Annotated in this window: 15 protein-coding genes; 3 read left to right on the forward strand and 12 right to left on the reverse strand. The window is 71.3% G+C overall.

What is annotated here, in order from left to right; genetic code table 11:
* Positions 1-38: 38 nt before the first annotated feature.
* From ABEB28_RS12040 to ABEB28_RS12070, 7 genes are all read right to left on the reverse strand, one after another.
* The gene (locus tag ABEB28_RS12040) at positions 39-1349 is read right to left on the reverse strand and encodes an NAD(P)/FAD-dependent oxidoreductase (protein WP_345728125.1); all 1311 of its coding nucleotides are present in this window, start codon (positions 1347-1349) and stop codon (positions 39-41) included.
* Between the two features lie 56 nt (positions 1350-1405).
* The gene (locus tag ABEB28_RS12045; protein ID WP_345728126.1) at positions 1406-3049 is read right to left on the reverse strand and encodes a fused MFS/spermidine synthase; all 1644 of its coding nucleotides are present in this window, start codon (positions 3047-3049) and stop codon (positions 1406-1408) included.
* A gap of 12 nt (positions 3050-3061) precedes the next feature.
* The gene (locus ABEB28_RS12050) at positions 3062-3826 is read right to left on the reverse strand and encodes a DUF4230 domain-containing protein (protein WP_345728127.1); all 765 of its coding nucleotides are present in this window, start codon (positions 3824-3826) and stop codon (positions 3062-3064) included.
* Positions 3827-4090: 264 nt separating this feature from the next.
* Positions 4091-5077, reverse strand: coding sequence for an MHYT domain-containing protein (locus tag ABEB28_RS12055; protein ID WP_345728128.1), 987 nt, complete (start codon positions 5075-5077; stop codon positions 4091-4093).
* Between the two features lie 406 nt (positions 5078-5483).
* A complete protein-coding gene (locus ABEB28_RS12060) occupies positions 5484-6389 on the reverse strand; it encodes an MHYT domain-containing protein (RefSeq protein WP_345728129.1) in 906 nt (301 codons plus the stop codon).
* 209 nt (positions 6390-6598) lie between these two features.
* Positions 6599-7279, reverse strand: a complete 681-nt coding sequence (locus ABEB28_RS12065) for a response regulator (protein ID WP_345728130.1) — start codon at positions 7277-7279, stop codon at positions 6599-6601.
* Entirely contained in the window at positions 7276-8763 is a 1488-nt protein-coding gene (locus tag ABEB28_RS12070; RefSeq protein WP_345728131.1) for a sensor histidine kinase, read from the reverse strand. The genes ABEB28_RS12065 and ABEB28_RS12070 overlap by 4 nt, the downstream gene beginning before the upstream one ends.
* A gap of 209 nt (positions 8764-8972) precedes the next feature.
* Between ABEB28_RS12070 and ABEB28_RS12075 the strand changes: the two genes are divergently transcribed.
* Positions 8973-9572: a DUF1707 domain-containing protein gene (locus tag ABEB28_RS12075; RefSeq protein WP_345728132.1), complete on the forward strand. Its 600-nt coding sequence runs from the start codon at positions 8973-8975 to the stop codon at positions 9570-9572.
* 156 nt (positions 9573-9728) lie between these two features.
* Positions 9729-9956 (forward strand): DUF397 domain-containing protein, encoded by a 228-nt coding sequence (locus tag ABEB28_RS12080; protein ID WP_345728133.1) that lies wholly within the window; start codon positions 9729-9731, stop codon positions 9954-9956.
* A 66-nt stretch (positions 9957-10022) separates the two neighbouring features.
* Here the strand turns inward: ABEB28_RS12080 and ABEB28_RS12085 are convergent, their stop codons facing one another.
* Positions 10023-11255: a hypothetical protein gene (locus tag ABEB28_RS12085; RefSeq protein ID WP_345728134.1), complete on the reverse strand. Its 1233-nt coding sequence runs from the start codon at positions 11253-11255 to the stop codon at positions 10023-10025.
* A gap of 151 nt (positions 11256-11406) precedes the next feature.
* The gene (locus ABEB28_RS12090; RefSeq protein WP_345728622.1) at positions 11407-12096 is read right to left on the reverse strand and encodes a DedA family protein; all 690 of its coding nucleotides are present in this window, start codon (positions 12094-12096) and stop codon (positions 11407-11409) included.
* Between the two features lie 237 nt (positions 12097-12333).
* On the opposite strand from ABEB28_RS12090, the gene ABEB28_RS12095 reads away from it, so the two are divergent.
* Complete coding sequence (locus ABEB28_RS12095) at positions 12334-13812, forward strand: glutamate-cysteine ligase family protein (RefSeq protein WP_345728135.1); 1479 nt, start codon at positions 12334-12336, stop codon at positions 13810-13812.
* Here the strand turns inward: ABEB28_RS12095 and ABEB28_RS12100 are convergent.
* The 3 genes from ABEB28_RS12100 to ABEB28_RS12110 form a co-directional block, all read right to left on the reverse strand.
* Complete coding sequence (locus tag ABEB28_RS12100; RefSeq protein WP_345728136.1) at positions 13735-14643, reverse strand: lysophospholipid acyltransferase family protein; 909 nt, start codon at positions 14641-14643, stop codon at positions 13735-13737. The two genes, ABEB28_RS12095 and ABEB28_RS12100, sit on opposite strands and share 78 nt — an antisense overlap.
* Positions 14640-15431, reverse strand: coding sequence for a GNAT family N-acetyltransferase (locus ABEB28_RS12105; protein WP_345728137.1), 792 nt, complete (start codon positions 15429-15431; stop codon positions 14640-14642). The genes ABEB28_RS12100 and ABEB28_RS12105 overlap by 4 nt, the downstream gene beginning before the upstream one ends.
* 88 nt (positions 15432-15519) lie before the next feature.
* A complete protein-coding gene (locus ABEB28_RS12110; RefSeq protein ID WP_345728138.1) occupies positions 15520-16344 on the reverse strand; it encodes a DUF2470 domain-containing protein in 825 nt (274 codons plus the stop codon).
* Between the last annotated feature and the right edge of the window lie 6 nt (positions 16345-16350).

The following is a 16350-nucleotide window of genomic DNA, read 5'->3' on the forward strand; positions in this document are numbered from 1 at the left end:
CGGCGTCCCGGGGCATCGACGTCCCGGGCATCGGCGTCTCAGTGCTCGGAGCCGGTAGCGGTGTCCAGCGGTACCGCCGAACCGCGCACCAGACCGAGCTGGCTGACCTGCCGCCGGAACGTGGCGTCGAGGAGCCAGTCGGCGACGACCCGCGGGTGGTTCCCCGGCATCGCCAGCAGGTGGTAGCCGCGGGTGACCACCTTGGCCGGGAACCCCGACAGCGGGATGCCCAGCGGGTTCGCGGCCGCCTTGGCGCCGCTCAGATCGACGACGAAGCCCAGATCGTGATGCTTGTACTGGCGGGCCACGCCGAATCCGAGCGACGCCGCGACGTTCTTACCCGCCTGCACGCCCTGCCGCTGGGCGTGCTGCGCGGTCATCGGCGTGATCTCGCCCGGCCGGGTCAGGTCCGGCACCGCCGCGCCGTCACCGCACGCGTAGACGTCCGAGTGGTCGGGCACGCTCAGGAACGCGTCGACGGTCAGCCGACCGCCCTGGGTCGGCAAGGCCAGGCTCTCGATCAACGGGTCGGGCCGGACGCCGACGCACCAGGCCAGCGTGCGGGTCGGCACGAACTCGCCGTCCGTCAACTTCACACCGTCCGGGGTGGCCTCGGCGACCGAGGTCTTCATCCGCACCTCGACGCCCCGGCCGCGCAGGGTGCGGTCGGCGGCGGTTCCGAGCCGCGGGTCGAGCCCCGGCAGCACCGCCGGCGCCAGGTCCAGCAGCAGCCAGCGGATCTTCTGGTCGCGGAGGTTCGGGAGACGACGCGCGGCGGCCTCGGTGAACAGCTGGCAGGCCGCGGCCACCTCGGTCCCGGTGTAGCCGGCGCCGACCACGACGAACGTGCAGCGGGCCTCCCGCTCGTACGGGTCGGTCGTGACGCTCGCCAGCTCCAACTGCCGGACACAGTGATCGCGCAAGTAGAGGGCCTCGGCGATGCTGCGGAAGCCGTGCGCGTGGTCGGCGACGCCCGGCACCGGGAGCAGCTTGTTGACGCTGCCCGGCGCCAGCACCAGCCGGTCGTACCGGATCGAGCCGCGCTCCCCCTCCGGGTTCTCGAAGTAGACGCGACGCTCGGCCGTGTCGACGCCATCCACGTCGCCGAGCACGAGACGCGCGCCGTTGAGGGTGTTGACCAGCGGCACCGTGATCCGGCGGGGTTCGAGGATGCCGGCCGACACCTCGGGCAACAACGGGAGGTAGAGGAAGTAGTCGGTCGGGTTGACCACCACGACCTCGGCCTGGCCTTTGGTCTGGCGTACAGCCGTGCGGGCGGCGTGGAGCCCGGCGAACCCGGCACCCACGACGACGATCCGCTTCCTCGAGTTCGTACGGTCAGAATTCACTGACGCTCCTTCGGCTCGCGGAGAGGAAGTAGTCCCGGCTTACCCCTACTAGACGGTCACGAACGGTAGGGCGTGACAAGTTGGTCAACGGGCGCATAGTCGTCGGTCAGCACCTGGGCGTCCCGGACGAAGCCGGTGAGGTCGTTCCCGGACACGATCTGGACCGCCGGTGCCCTGCTGGCCAGCGCGGATCGCAGTGCGTCCAGCGGCAACGGAGCCCGGGACGCGAGCACGACCAGGTTGCCTCCGCGACCGGTGAACGCCGCGGGTTCTGCGACCAAAACCACATGCGGGAACCGGTCGGCGATGGTGGCGACCTCGGCCTTGACGAACGCGAGCGGGCCGTGGTCGATCAGGTTGACCGCGTACATGCCGGTCGGGGTCAGCGTGCGCTCGACATCGGCCACCACCTGACTGGTCGTGAGGTGCCACGGGACCGCGACGCCACCGAACGCGTCGCCGACCACCAGGTCGTACCGACGATCGGGCTGGTCGGTGAGACCGACCCGAGCGTCCTCGACCCGGGTCCGGATGCCGTCGCCTTCGCGGAGGCCCAGCTCCTCCCGGTCGAGTTGGAGGACGCCGGCGTCGATCTCGTAGACCAGGCTGTCGCTGCCCGGCCGGACCGCCTCCAGGTACCGGGGCAGCGTCAGCCCGCCGCCGCCGAGGTGCAGTGCTCGGATCGGTGTGCCCGCCGGGCGGAAAACGTCGGTGGCCGCCGCGATCACCCGGAGGTACTCGAACTCCAGGTGGGTGGGGTCGGCGAGGTCGACGTAGGAGTGCCGGAGCGTGTCGAGCTGCAGCACCCGGCCGGTGGAGCGCTCCGGGTCGGTCGTGACCCCGGCGCAGTGGTAGGCGGTCTCCAGATCGCACGGGTCGGGTGCCGCGGCCGTGGCAGCGCACCCCAGCAGCGCGAGCGCGAGCAGACCAGCGATGCGGCGTCGGCCCCGCTTGCGCACGACCTCGCCGTCGCCGGGCACCTCGGCGGCGGCCGGAGCTGAGTCGCGGCCATCGGCGTCGTCGGCGTCGTCGGCCTCGGGCCCGTCCGGGCGGTGGGCATCGCTGCGCCCGCCGGAGCGGCGGTCCTCGCTGCGACGGCTGAGCCAGACGACGAGCAGGCCGGTACCGACCAGGACGACGCCAAGACCGGTCAGGATCGTCGTCGTCGGCACCATCGCCACCAGCACGAACCCGGTGCCGAAGGTCGCGACGATCGAGCCGACCGTGCCCAGGCCGGAGAGTCGCCCGACGATCGTGCCGGTCTCGTCCAAGCTCGCCAGCCGCGCCTTCACCACCACCGGCGGCACCGCGGAGAGCAGCGCCGCCGGCGCGAACACCGCCGCCGCGGCTACCAGCAGGACACCGGACGCGTCACCGCCCTGCACCAGCGCGCCGACGAAGCGGACGAGCGGCGTCACCGCGAAGACCAGCGCACCGCCGCCGAGCAACAGCGGCCCGAGCAAGGCGGAGGGCGGCAGCCGATCGGCCACCGCCCCACCCATCCAGGCGCCGGTCGCGATCGCGGCGAGCGCGACCCCGATCACGGCCGTGTTCGTCTCCAGCGTGATCCCGACGTACGGCGCGATCAGCCGCAAACTCAGGATCTCCAGGACCAGCACTGCGCCCGAGGCCAGTACGACCAGGACGCCGGCGAGTGCGGAGCCTGGCTGCCAACGCGGGGTTCCGTCGGTCGCGGTCACCGCTCCATTTGATCAGGTCCCGGTGAACGTCACCGTGACGGTGGTGAACCCGAGGGACTTCAGTAGCCCTTCGAGCATCGCCTTGGTGTTCGCCTGGGCTCGCTTGTCCAGGTCGGTCTCCTTGGCCGCGTCGGCGATCTTGGCTTCGGCGGCCTTGTAGACGTCGCCGAGCCGGTTCGGATCGTCGTCGAAGAGCGACTTGAACCGGTCGATCACGCCGCGCTCCTGCGCGAAGACGTAACTCTTGTCCTGGTCGAGGTTGACCTTCTCCAGCGCGGGGGCGGGCAGCCGCAGCGAGACCGAGCGGCGGTCCTCGGACATCGTCAGCGCGTTGCTGGTGACGCCGGAGAAGTCGACGTACGCGTCCACGGTGCCGACGCCGACGAACAGCGTCCGCTGACCGAGGATCGACGCCGGCACGTACTTGGTGTCCTTCTCCAGGTCGACGACGACCTGGAAGGTGCCGGTGGCGGCCTGGAAGCGGGCCAGGTCCTGGATCGACTTGAGGACCACCGGACCACTCCGGTCGACGGTGCTCTCGGCGAGCGGCCGGTCGTCGCTGTCCCACCAGGAACAGGCGCGGAACGAGCCGACGCCGACCAGCACGATCACGGCCAGCAGGATCAGGCCCCAGATCCGGGACCGTCGGTCGACCCGGCGGTCGAACCCGCGGTCGGTCTCGGGCCCGTCGGACGGCACGGGGCGGCTCGGAGATTCCTTCGGGAGCTCCGGCAGGGGCTCTGTACGAGCGGTTCCGGACTCGTCCTCGTGGGGCATGGTCGCTCCCTCACCCGGTCGTCGGCCGACGATGTCACCGGCCGGTGACGATGAGGGTCCTCCAGCTTCCCCGGCGCCCAGTTCGGGACGGAGCGCACAGGCCGGCCGAGTAACCCTCGGTGTGGAGCTACCCGCCCGCCGACGAGGACGAACCCCCTGCGCGACACGAGTGCCCCACTCCCGGCGGAGGTTCTCCACCGAGTTCCGACGGTACGGCTACCGCGCTACAGTCGTTGACCAGGTCTTCGTGTCGGCGAGGCCGCCTTACCAGGGGTCGGACGCGTTCTTCCGGCGTGCTGCCTCCGCCAGGTCGACCTCGGCCCAGGGGTTCTTCCCACTGGTTTCGTCGTCCGGCTGCGCCCGGAGCGCGGCCCAGCGCGACGGTTCCGGCGGCGCGGCCCCCTGCCCGGCCGTCTGATCAGCGACGGGCCACTCCGGCGCGCCCCCGACCGATCCGGTGCCCGATCCGTTGCCCGCCCACGGCGAGGCCTGGCCGGCACGCTGGCCGGTTCCGGCGTCGGCACCGGCCCACCGCGACTGCGACTGCGGCTGGGCGGGCGGCGCGACGTCGGCCCAGTGACGGTCGGCCCCACCGGTCGACGCGGCCGCCGGGGTGCGGGGCGTCCAGAGGGAGTCGCCGGACGACGTCGGCTGCCGCCCGATCTCCTGCGCCCGAACTTCCTCGTCGGTCGGCGCCGAGAGCGCCGAGTAGAGCAGCACCACGACGATGATCCCGGCGACACCGGCGATCACCGGCAGCGCGGTGGTGACGTCGACGCCCTCCGCCGCGCTGTGCGTGTTGTCGAGCGTGACCCGTGACGCGGCCATGCCGACGTAGTGCATGCCGTTGACGGCGACGCCCATGATCAGCGCCGCACCGGTGATCAGCCAGAGGTTGCGCGCCACGACCGTGAACCAGAGCGCGGCGCTGGCCGCGACGACGGCGATCACGAGCGAGAGCGCGACGAGCTTCGCGTCGTACCCGACCGTGCCATTGAGCCGCATGGCGGCCATACCCGTGTAGTGCATGCCGGCTACACCCAGGCCGGCGAACAACCCACCGGCGAGCACCCGCCACCACCGCAGCTGCCCGGTTCCGAGGATGAGGAGGCCGATACCGACCACCACCACCGCGAGGACGGCGCTGAGCACGGTCGGCACCACCGAGTACCGAACGTCGCTACCGACGACCGCGAAGCCCAGCATCGCCAGGAAGTGCATCATCCAGATGCCGGTGCCGCCGATCGACACGGCGCTCAGCGTCAGCCATCCGAACCGTTTGGCAGCCGTACGCGCCTGGCGTCCCCGCGTTGTACAAACGAGTCCGAGCAAGGAGCCCAGTACTGACACACCGTAAGCAAGAGCGGGCGTCAGCCAGCCGTAAGCAAAGTGATGGACTTCCGCCATCGAGATCCCTCCCAGATGGGCTCTGAGACCCGACGTTCGCGCACGTCAAGGTGTTTCTCAAGGCCCAAAACGGACGAACTCGGAGGGTGTCTCCCCGGTTACTCCATGGCGATGTACATAGTCGATTTAGACGGACACTCGCACAGGAAACTCACATCCATCCGCGGATAACGATTACAATGCGCTTCGTGAGGCGAATCACGTCCGGAGTCACACAAAGACCCTTTTTAGCCGGATTGCCTGGTTCGATTCAGCGCGGTACGAACGCGCTGCCCGGCTTCCTCTCCGGCGCGGAATCCTCACGATCAGTCACCACGTGCCGCAGGTGGGTCCGCATCGTCGCGCGGGTCGGACGCGCGGCCGGTGGCGGCTGCTGCTCGTTGCAGTCCTGGAGCAACCGGGCCATCAGCGCCTCGGCCGCCCGCTCCTCGGCCGCCGGGGCGGACAGCGTTGCGTAGAGCAGCGCGATCAGCACCGTGCCCACGATGACCGCGCTCGGGATGAGCAGCGTCGTGACGTCCACACCCTCGACGCGACCCCGGCCGGCGACCTCGCGGACCGAGGCGGCGAACATGCCCGTGTAGTGCATGCCGGACACCGCGATCGCCATGATCGGGGACGCCGCCGCCAGCGCCGGCCGGCTCTTGATGACGATCGTGAACCAGAGCGCCACCGTCGCGGCGACCACGGCGATCCCCACCGAGAGCGCGACCAGCACCGGGTCGTACTCCACCACCCCGTCCAGCACCTGCATCGCGGCCATGCCGGTGAAGTGCATGCCGGCCACACCCAACCCGGTGACGACGCCGCCGACCAGCACCTTGAGCATCGACGGCCGACCCAGTCCGACCACGAAGATCCCGACCGCGACGATTCCCACCGCCATCAACGCGGAGAGCGCGGTCAGCGCCGGGTCGTAGAAGACGAACGTGTTGGAGACGGTGAACCCGAGCATCGCCAGGAAGTGCATCAGCCAGATGCCGGTGCCGCCGATCGAGACGGCGCCGAGCGCCAGCCAACGGACCCGCCAGACGATGCGCGCGGTCTCCCGAGCCCGCGCCGTGCAGATCAAACCGAGTAGGCAGCCCAGCACTGAGACCGCGTACGCGAGTACCAGCGTGATCAAGCCATACGTGAAGTGATGGACGTGGGCCACAGCCCTCTCCTTCGCCACGGCGCCCCCGTTGCGATTCGTCGCCTCCGGTGGCGAGCAGGGCCGAAGCCGGAAGGACCGGGGCATCGTGACTCAATGCCGACGGTGCTCGCAATCCGCGACAGACAAGTGACACACAGTGGCACGAAGCGGGTTCTAGCTGCGCGAACGCTGGTCACACCATTCGGGGGTCGAGCAACGGAGCCCTGCCGTCACCCCGACCGGGGTCGTACCAGTCCGGTTTCGTAGGCCAACACCACCAGCTGCGCCCGATCCCGCGCTCCCACCTTCGCCATCGCCCGGCTGACGTGGGTCTTCGCGGTCGCCGGCGACACCACCAGCCGGGCGCCGATCTCCGCATTGGACAGACCGGCCGCCACCAGCGCCACGACCTCCCGCTCCCGATCGGTCAGCACGTCCAGCTCGACGGTGGGTGCCGGCCGTCGGAGCTGTCCGGCGAACTCCGCGATCAACCGACGCGTGACCCCCGGCGAGAGCAGCGCGTCGCCCCGCGCCACGACCCGGACCGCCTGTACCAGCTCCACCGGCTCGGTGTCCTTCACCAGGAACCCGCTGGCCCCCACCCGGATCGCCTCGAAGACGTACTCGTCCAGGTCGAAGGTGGTGAGGATGACGACCCGGGTGGCGGCGAGCCGGGCGCTGGCGGTGATCCGCCTGGTCGCCTCGAGCCCGTCGACGCCCGGCATCCGGATGTCCATCAGGACGACGTCCGGCGCGAGCGCCTCGGCCAGCCGGGCCGCCTCCGCACCGTCCTTCGCCTCGCCCACCACGGCGATGCCGGGCTGCGCGTCGAGCAGCGCCCGGAAGCCCGCCCGCACCAGTGCCTGGTCGTCGGCGATCAGGACCCGGACGAGCCCATCCTCCTCGGTCACGCCGCACCGTCCAGCGGCAGTTCCGCACGGACCCGGAAGCCCCCGTCCGGCCGCGGACCGGCCGCCAACGTCCCACCGACCGACTGGGCTCGCTCCCGCATGCCTGGTATCCCGTTTCCGCCACCTTCCGGTGGCTGCTCGAACTCGATGCGGACGTCGGACGAGTCGTCGTCTTCGCGCACGGGGCCGTCGTCGTCGATCTGGACGACGAGCAGGTCGGCGTCGTACTCCAGCGTGACAACGGCCGGCACCGGCCCGGCGTGCCGCCGCACGTTGGTCAGCGCCTCCTGGACGATGCGGAACGCGGCCAGGTCGACGCGCGGCGGCAACGGACGCGGGTCACCGATCTGCTCAGCGGTCACCTGCAGGCCGGTCGCGGTCGCCCCGGCCAGCAGGTCCTCCATCCGGCCGAGCGTCGGGGCGGGTTGCCGCGGGGCGTCCTCGTCGACGCCGCGCAGCGTGTTGACCGTGGCGCGCAGCTCGACCAGCGCGTCCTTGCTGGACTGTTTGATGGCCGCGAGCGCGGTACGCAGCTCGGCGTGCTCGGCGGCGCTCATCTCGACCGGCACGTCGGTGCCGTCGGCGGTTCGAGCGTCCATCAAGTGCAGTGCCACGCCGGACTGGACGCTGATCAGTGAGAGGTGGTGCCCGAGCAGGTCGTGCACCTCCCGAGCGATCCGGAGCCGCTCGTCCGAGACGCGTCGGCGCTCACCCTCCTGGCGGCTGCGCTCGGCCTCCGCCCGGCGGGCGCGGTACTCCTCGGCGCGTTCCCGGCCGGCTCGACCGGCCTCGGTGCCGACCAGCACCAGCGCGGTCCACAGTGCAGCCGCGATCAGCCCACCGATCGGCACCCCGGGCCCCACACCGACGAGGTACTCGGCCACCGTGAAGGCCGTGTACCCGACGGCCGCGATCGTCCAGGCGATCCAGCGCCGGGTGGTGAGCAGAACCGTGTGCAGCGCGACGAGCTGCGCCACGAACGCTGGTCCGGGTGGGTAGCCCAGGAGGTAGTAGACCGACATCACCAGGCTGACCGCCAACGCCACCGGAACCGGCGCCTTCCGCCGGGCGCCGAGCAGCAGCGGGCCGGCGAGCAGGAGTGCCCATCCGCGGGTGTCGAGCGGTTGGTAACCGTCCAGCGTCTGCTCGGCCAGCACGGTGCCGAGCACGGTGACGATGGCGATGCCGCCCACCGCGGCACCGGCTGGGGACGGACCACGGTGTTCCCACCACTCCCCGTCCGCGCCGTCGGGCCCGAAGCGGTGCCGGTGCGAGTTCCGCCGGTCCGGCTGGTGCCAGGGGCGCGGGCCGTCCCAACCGCGCGCGGCCCGGCGATCCTCGGCCCGGGCCTCCCAGCGCGCTTCCCACCGGCGGCGCGGATCGGACTCGTAGCGCGAACCGTCCCAGGTCTGCGACTCGGCGCGGTCCCGGGAGCGACCGCGGGCGTGCGGATCCCGCCGCCCGTGCCGCTTGTCGCCTCCCATACCGCGACCGTAGGCCAGCATCCGCCGCCGGTCATCGGCCGCCGGGGCCGTCGCTCGTACGCCACCGGGAGTACGCCGGGCCCTCGCCTGCGCCCAGCGACGCAGGCGGACGGCAGCCCAGCAGCCGACGTAATCCCGCCCGCCCGGGCCGAGCATGGAGAGCGTCGGCAACCCCAGCCCCTCGCCGGCCAGGACGAACGGAGACAGACATGCCCGCCGACCCCACGCCACCGCCCTCGTCCGACGCACCGCGCGACGAGCCATCCCGATCCGGACCCGGCCGTCCGAGTCCCGGCCGGGTCCGCTCCTCCACCGCCGAGCGGGAACGGACCGCGTCGATCCTCCGCAGCGCCGCCGAAGCCGGACTATTGACGCTCGACGAGGCCGACGAGCGGATGGCCGCCTGCTACCAGTCCCAGTTCCGGGACGAGTTGGCGCCGCTCGTCGCCGACCTACCCGACGGCGGCCGAGGGCTGATCCCCCCGGACCCCGACGAAGAGGCCAGGGAACGCCGCGCCGATCGCGACCATTTGAGCCGACACATTGCATTCGTGACACTCGTCGGCACGGTACTGATCGGAATCTGGGCGCTGGCCGGTGCCGGATTCTTCTGGCCGGCGTGGCCGCTCGGTTTCCTCGCGCTGACGTTGGTGTTTCACGCTAAGCACCGGAAGCGCCGCCGGGTGTGGCGCGAACACCTCCGCGCCCGCGGTGAGGGATACGAGCTCCGCGGTCCGGCCGGTCATGGGTGCGGTCACGGCCACCGATCCGAGCGGTGGGCGCAGGAAAACACGTCCCGTTCCTGGTAAATGGGGTTCCCAACGTTCGGTCCTGCAGTGTTCGCGACGCTCTGGTGGCGCCCCGGTCCCAGCTTTCACAGGGCACCCGACACGTGTGACGGACGGTGTACCCTCTGCGCGTCAGCTCCTGTCCCTGGTTACAGGGAGTGCAGAACCGGAGGCACCATGCCCGACGTCGACCTCTCTGCGGCCGAGTGGCTGCGGAGCTCGCGCAGCGCGGACGACAGCGGTCCGACCGTCGAGGTCGCGTTCGTCGGTGACCAGATCGCAGTCCGCGACTCCACCGACCCGGACGCCGTGCTGCTGTTCACCCAGGCGGAGTGGGACGCGTTCCTGGCCGGCGTGAACGACGGCGAATTCGACCTCGACGAGGAAGGCGAGCTCGCGAACTGAGCTCTCCCACTTCCGAATCGACGCCGACCCGGCGACCGGGACGCTGCACAACCGGCGTCCGTTCGNTCAGCTCTCCGCGCTGACCCGCGACTGCTGGGCCGCGGCGCCAGGCGCCTTCGGGTGCGGGCCGACCCCGTTGTTCGGCGCCGGTGCGGCCTGCCCACCCTGCGGCGTACCGCCCGGCCCGGGCACCGCCAAGCGCTGCGTGGTCGCCGAGGGGGACGCCACGCCGGACGGCTGCTGGGGGGCGGACTGCTGCGCGTCCGGGGCCTGGGGGGCGGCGGCCGGAGCACCGCTCGTCGGAGCTTCCGGCGTTAACGTCGCCTCGGCGCCCTCGGGGTCGTCCTCTCCGAACAGTCCGCTGGCGCCACCGGTGAGCCGTGCGACCGCCTCACGCAGCCGGGTGATCTCCTGCTTGATCTGCTTCCGGCGGGTGTCGAGCTCGGCGACGACCCGGCGGGCCTCCTCGACGGTCTGCTCGGCCTCCGCCTTGGCCTTCGACCGGATCGACTCCGCCTCGGCACGGGCGTGGGTGATCGTCTGCTCGGCCTGGCGGCGGGCGGCGTCGGTCGCGGCGCGAGCGGCTTCGTCGGCCTTGCGCCGCACGTCCGCGGACTGGGCGTCGGCCTTGGCCAGGACGTCGGCCGCGTGCTTCTCGGCCTCGCCGCGCACCCGCGCGGAGAACTGGCTGGCGTCGTCCTGAACGCGGCGGGCGTCGGCCTTCGTCCGCTCCCGAATCTCCTCGGTCTCGCGGTCGGCTTCGGCGCGAATCTGAGCGGCGTCCTGGCGCAGCGCGGTGGCCTGCTGCTCGGCGTCGGCCACCAGCTTGTCGGCGTGCGCGGTCTTCTGCGCGTACTCCGCCTCGATCGCCTCCCGCCGTTCGGCGAACGCCTTCTCGACCCCGGCCTTGACCGCCTCGATGTCCTGCTCGGCCCTGGCCCGGATCTGATGCGCCTCGGCCTCGGCCCGCTGCCGGATCTCAGCCGCTTCGTCTTCGACCATGGCGAAGATCTGTTCGACGCGCGCACCGAGGTGTTTGTACGAGGGTTTCTCGGCGGTGGGCCGTCGCTGAACGTCCACGATCTGGTTCTGCAGATCGGTCACCTGCGCGGCGAGCGCATGATTCTGCGCCAGCGCATCGTCCCGGCGCGCGGCGAACTGGGACAGTTCGCTCTCGAGCTGGGCGATGTACCGATCGACCTGACGCCGGTCATAACCGCGGAGGGCGAGGTCGAACGTGACCTCGGCGGTCGCCGGGTCGCTGAGGGTGAACAAGTTCTGCTCTTCGCCGTGGGCCATGCGTTCTATCCAAACATGATCGTCCAGACTCACTGGAGTGCTTGGGGCCGACGCGTGACGCGTGTTCAAAACTGTGCGACGCACTACCGCTGCAAAGCCGCCGCCGACGCCGGGTTCCGCTCTGACCAGCGTCGACCCTCACCCAGCGTGGTCAACTGTCGGCCCGCGCCCGTTCCCTTCGTGCCGCCAGCGCACGTTTACCGACGAACCAGACCACAGCAAGCACAATGGCCGCGATAACTACCGCGTTGAGGAGATCGCTGTACTCACCCACCGTGCTCCATTGACTGCCTAGTACGTATCCGAGCACGACAAAAATCGTGTTCCACACGCCGCTGCCGAGCGTCGTGTAGAGCACGAACCGCCACAGGGGCATCCGCTGCACGCCAGCCGGAATCGAGACCAGGCTCCGGACGACCGGAATGATCCGACCGATCAGCACCGCGGTTCCACCGTGTCGGTCGAACCAGCCCTGCGCGCGGTCGAGGTCGCTCTCGTGCATCAGGGGTAGTCGCCGCAGCAAGGCCCGAATGCGTGCGTCGCCGAGCCACGCGCCGAGCCCGTAGAGGGCCAGCGCGCCCACGAGCGAGCCGATCGTCGCGGCGATGATCACCGTCACCAGGTCCATGCGTCCGGTACCGGCCAGGTATCCCGCGAGCGGCAGGATGATCTCGCTCGGTACCGGCGGGAACAAGTTCTCCAGCAACACCAGGAGGCCCACGCCGAACGGGCCCAGCAGCTCGACGACGTCCACCACCCAGCCGGACAGACCCGTGAGTTGTTGTGGGTCGCGAGCACTCCCGCTGGCCAGACTGAGTTCTCCGGCCAGTTGGGGGACCATTTCCGCCACGTGCAGCACACCTTTCACCCGAAGCGACATTCCCACTTCGCAACGGGTTACCCAGCCGGGTTGGTTCCGTAGCGAGGGACACGTCACGCGTTCCCGACCGACCGACAACGGGTACCGCCTGGATGAATTCTTTTCGATCGACCCCTGCGGACGGCGCCCAGCCTGCAGAGATACGTGAGGTTGAAAAGAGTTCACCGAGACCGATGCCCCTTGACCGAGGAGAGAAGCATGGGTCGGGACGTACCGGCGGTCGAATTCACCCGAGATGACCGTCGCCGCTACCGCGAGAAGGTCCGGGCTTGCCTGGACGTTCTCGCGCGGATGCTGGCCGAGTCCCGCTTCGACTTCGACCGGCCGCTGTCCGGGCTGGAGATCGAACTCAACCTGGTGGACGCCGCCGGACGGCCGGTGATGCGGAACGCCGAGGTGCTGAGCGCGATCGCGGACGACCAGTGGGCCACCGAGATCGGCCAGTTCAACCTGGAGATCAACATGCCACCCCGGCGGATCGGTGCGAACGGGCCGGGCGCGCTGGAGAAGGAGGTCCGGGACGCGCTCAACCACGCCGACGAGCGGGCCCGGACGGTCGGCGCCCAGCTGGCGCTGATCGGCATCCTGCCGACGCTGCGCGAGTCGCACGTCAATCTGGAGACGCTGTCGGCGAACGAGCGGTACCGCCTGCTGAACGAACAGATCTTCGCGCTGCGCGGCGAGGACCTGCCGATCCGCATCGACGGCGTCGAGCGGCTGGACACGTACGCGGACAGCGTCGCACCCGAGGGCGCCTGCACCAGCGTCCAGTTCCACCTGCAGGTCAGCCCGGCGACGTTCGGGTCGTACTGGAACGCCGCGCAGGCGGTCGCCGGCGCCCAGGTCGCCGTGGGCGCGAACTCGCCGTACCTGTTCGGGCACCGGCTCTGGGCCGAGACCCGGATCCCGCTGTTCGAACAGGCGACCGACACCCGGTCGGCCGAGCTGAAGGCGCAGGGCGTGCGGCCGCGGGTGTGGTTCGGTGAACGCTGGATCACGTCGGTGTTCGATCTGTTCGAGGAGAACTCGCGGTACTTCTCCGCCCTGTTGCCGCTCTGCGAGGAGGAGGACCCGGTCGCGGTGCTCGACTCCGGCGGGACACCGAAGTTGGCCGAACTGACCCTGCACAACGGCACTGTCTGGCGCTGGAACCGCCCGGTCTACGCGGTGGTCGAGGGCTGCCCGCACCTGCGGGTGGAGAACCGGGTGTTGCCGGGTGGACCGACCGTGGTCGACATCGCCGCGAACATGGCGTTCTACTACGGGCTGGTCCGGGCGTTGGTCGACTCGGAACGGCCGGTCTGGAGCCAGATGTCGTTCGCGGCCGCACGGGAGAACTTCCAGGCCGGGGCCAGGGACGGCATCCACGGACGGCAGTACTGGCCCGGCGCGGGCGAGGTACCCGTCTCCGAGCTGGTGCTCCGCCACCTGCTTCCGCTCGCCGCCCAGGGGCTGGACGCCTGGGGCGTGTCGGCGGACGAGCGCGACCGCTTGCTCGGCATCATCGAGGGGCGCTGCCTGACCCATCGCACCGGCTCGGACTGGCAGATCGCCACGGTCGAGCGGTTCGAACGGGCCGGGCTCGACCGGGACGAGGCGCTACGCCGGATGACCGTGGAGTACATCGACCACATGCACTCCAACGCGCCGGCTCACACCTGGCCGCTGGAGACCTGAGGCCCGCGCCGCCGGCACCGGCCGGATCGCCGCGGCGGCGGTCCGGCCGCCGTACACCAGCCCTTCCGCTGCGGCGGCGAGTCGGCCCCGATCGTCGGTGGGTGCGAGCACGCGGTGACCGCGCAGGTCGGCGACGAGGTCGCGGGTCCGCGCCACACGCCAGATCGACGCCACGAGTGGGTCGTCGCCGACGAACGCCGCTGCCGTGGACGGCCGCCCAGCGCTTCGATAGCTCACGGTGACCGGCTCGATCGGCGCACCGGCGTCGATCGCCGCCTGGAACAGCGCGGGCCGGAACCGGCCGCCCTCGGCCCCGCACCACGTGGTGCCCTCCGGGAAGACGAGCACGCGCGCCCCCGCTCGCAGCGCGGCCCGGACCTCGGCGACGGTGCCGGGCAGCGTCGAGAGTCGGTGCCGGTCGACGAAGATCGTCCCGGCGCGGGCGGCCACCGGACCGATCAGTGGCCAGCCGCGTAGATCCGCCCGGGCGACCACACGTCCGGGTCGCGCCGACGCCACCGCCAGGACGTCGAGCCACGAGATGTGGTTCACGACCACCAGCGCCGCCGTCGGCGACGGTGTCGACGCGTCCGCGGCGACCCGCACGCCGAGCGTCCACAACAACGTCCGGCACCAGGACCGGACGATCGCGGCGCGTCGCTCGCCGCGCACCAGCGGATGGACGACCGCCAGCCCGAGCGCAGCCAGCAGGGTCATGAACGCCCCCACCAGCCGCAGCGCGGCGACCGGGACGGGGACCCTGGCTTCGTCCGCGCCCAGGCAGCGCACCGCGCACGGTGAGTATGGTGCCCACGCCGGGATCGCGTTCATGCAGCCGCCCCCGAACCCGTGTCGCCCAGGAACCGGCGCAGGTAGCGCGGGTCGGTGTCGGCCAGCGAGAGCAGCACGAAGAAGTCCGCCGTGCCGAACGCCGGGTCGTGCGCCGGGGGCCCACAGACCTGGGCGCCGAGCCGCAGGTAGCCCCGGAGCAACGGCGGGACGAACGCAGCCCGCGGTGCGGCACCGGGCTCGACTGCCCAGGGACGCCACGGCTCGACCCGGTGGGCATCCGACGCGAGATGCTTGGCCCGCACCAGCGCCCAGGTAGCGGCCGCCGCCGCACCCCCGTCGGCCAACGGCACCGACGCGCAGCCGGCCAGCCAGCGGTGACCCGCGAGGTGCAGGTAGCGCGCGATCCCGGCCCACATCAGCCCGATCACCGCTCCGGTGCGGTGATCGGGGTGGACGCAGGACCGCCCGGCCTCCACCAGCTGCGGACGCAGGAACGCGAGCCGGTCGAGCCGGAACTCGCCGTCCGAGTAAAGCTCGGCGCTGCGGCCGGGTGGCAGCATGCGGTAGGTGCCGACGCAGGCGCCGGTGCGGTCGTCGCGGATCAGTAGGTGGTCGCAGAGCGGGTCGAATCGGTCGGCGTCGATGGGCTCGACGCCGGATCCGTCGAGTTCCGCGCCGAGTTCGTCGGCGAAAACGCGGTATCGCAGTTCCTGGGCGGCCCGTATCTCGGCCGGTTCGGTCGCGAGGACCACCGAGTACCCCGGTGTGCGGCGGGGGTCAGCGAGCGCCTCGACGGCGGGCGTCGAAGCGAGGACACGTGGAGGCATGCCGGAGGTGTAACGCCCACGCCACCTCGGGCGGAAGGAACAGCCGACAGGACGGCGTGGACATTCCGTGAATTGTTCGCCACGGCCGTCAGTGGGCGTGCGTCTCCGGTGCGTGCTGGTGCGGCTCGGGACGGCAGCGGCAGCAGGCGAGCAGGTGGAACACCTCGGCCAGCTCCTTGAGGTCGCTGATCGGGTGCCGGAAGCCGGCGCGGATCCAGCGCTCCTCCCCCGCGACGTCGACGCCGAGGGTCAGGCCGTAGCGGTCCAGCCGCAACGCCCGGGCGCTGCGAGCCCCCGGGACGGCGGTCTCCCGCGCCTGCGCGCAGAGTTCGGTGAGCAGATCGCCGTGGTGGTCGGCGAGGTCGGCCAGCAGCCTCTGCTCGTCCGCGCCGAACGGGTCGGGCTCGGCGTCCAGGAACGCGTCGACGTCGACGTCGACGCGGCGGAGGCCGTCGGGGTCGGTGTCCTCCGCGTCGTACCCGGGCGTCGCCCACTCGATCTCCGCCAGATCGAGCCGGTAGAGCACGCTGCCCCGGCCGACGTCGAGCAGCTCACCGGCGGCGTTCACCTCGGCGTAGTCCATCGCGGCCCGATGCGCGGCGATACCGGCCAGCCGGGTGGCCCAGCCCGACATCGTGATCCGGCCGCGCCACGGGCTACCCGGAATCGGCTGCCGGTCGGCGACCGTCAGCTGCGCCACCGCGTCCCCGTCCGCGGCGACCGGACGCAGCACGCGGTCCACCGGGCTGTCCTCGGCCAGAAGCAGCAGTACTCGGCCCATCCGGTCGGTGACATGAGTGACGGCGAACTCGGTCGCGGTGAAACCTCCGTCCGACCCACCGTCCGTCCGGATTCGCGCCGGCAGGTGTCCGGCCGCCAGGGTCCGGGCGATCTCCGCCGGGGTCGGTTCCATCACGCC

It is taken from the genome of Cryptosporangium minutisporangium (assembly GCF_039536245.1).
In the GTDB taxonomy this organism is placed as follows: Bacteria; Actinomycetota; Actinomycetes; order Mycobacteriales; family Cryptosporangiaceae; genus Cryptosporangium; species Cryptosporangium minutisporangium.

What these genes read in the sequence shown, in the direction of transcription:
- ABEB28_RS12050 (WP_345728127.1), bottom strand. Translation starts at nt 3,826, where the DNA reads ATGCCCCACGAGGACGAGTCCGGAACCGCTCGTACAGAGCCCCTGCCG.
- ABEB28_RS12070 (WP_345728131.1), bottom strand. Translation starts at nt 8,763, where the DNA reads ATGGGAGGCGACAAGCGGCACGGGCGGCGGGATCCGCACGCCCGCGGT.
- ABEB28_RS12075 (WP_345728132.1), top strand. Translation starts at nt 8,973, where the DNA reads ATGCCCGCCGACCCCACGCCACCGCCCTCGTCCGACGCACCGCGCGAC.
- ABEB28_RS12080 (WP_345728133.1), top strand. Translation starts at nt 9,729, where the DNA reads ATGCCCGACGTCGACCTCTCTGCGGCCGAGTGGCTGCGGAGCTCGCGC.
- ABEB28_RS12085 (WP_345728134.1), bottom strand. Translation starts at nt 11,255, where the DNA reads ATGGCCCACGGCGAAGAGCAGAACTTGTTCACCCTCAGCGACCCGGCG.
- ABEB28_RS12090 (WP_345728622.1), bottom strand. Translation starts at nt 12,096, where the DNA reads ATGGTCCCCCAACTGGCCGGAGAACTCAGTCTGGCCAGCGGGAGTGCT.
- ABEB28_RS12095 (WP_345728135.1), top strand. Translation starts at nt 12,334, where the DNA reads ATGGGTCGGGACGTACCGGCGGTCGAATTCACCCGAGATGACCGTCGC.
- ABEB28_RS12100 (WP_345728136.1), bottom strand. Translation starts at nt 14,643, where the DNA reads ATGAACGCGATCCCGGCGTGGGCACCATACTCACCGTGCGCGGTGCGC.
- ABEB28_RS12105 (WP_345728137.1), bottom strand. Translation starts at nt 15,431, where the DNA reads ATGCCTCCACGTGTCCTCGCTTCGACGCCCGCCGTCGAGGCGCTCGCT.
- ABEB28_RS12110 (WP_345728138.1), bottom strand. Translation starts at nt 16,344, where the DNA reads ATGGAACCGACCCCGGCGGAGATCGCCCGGACCCTGGCGGCCGGACAC.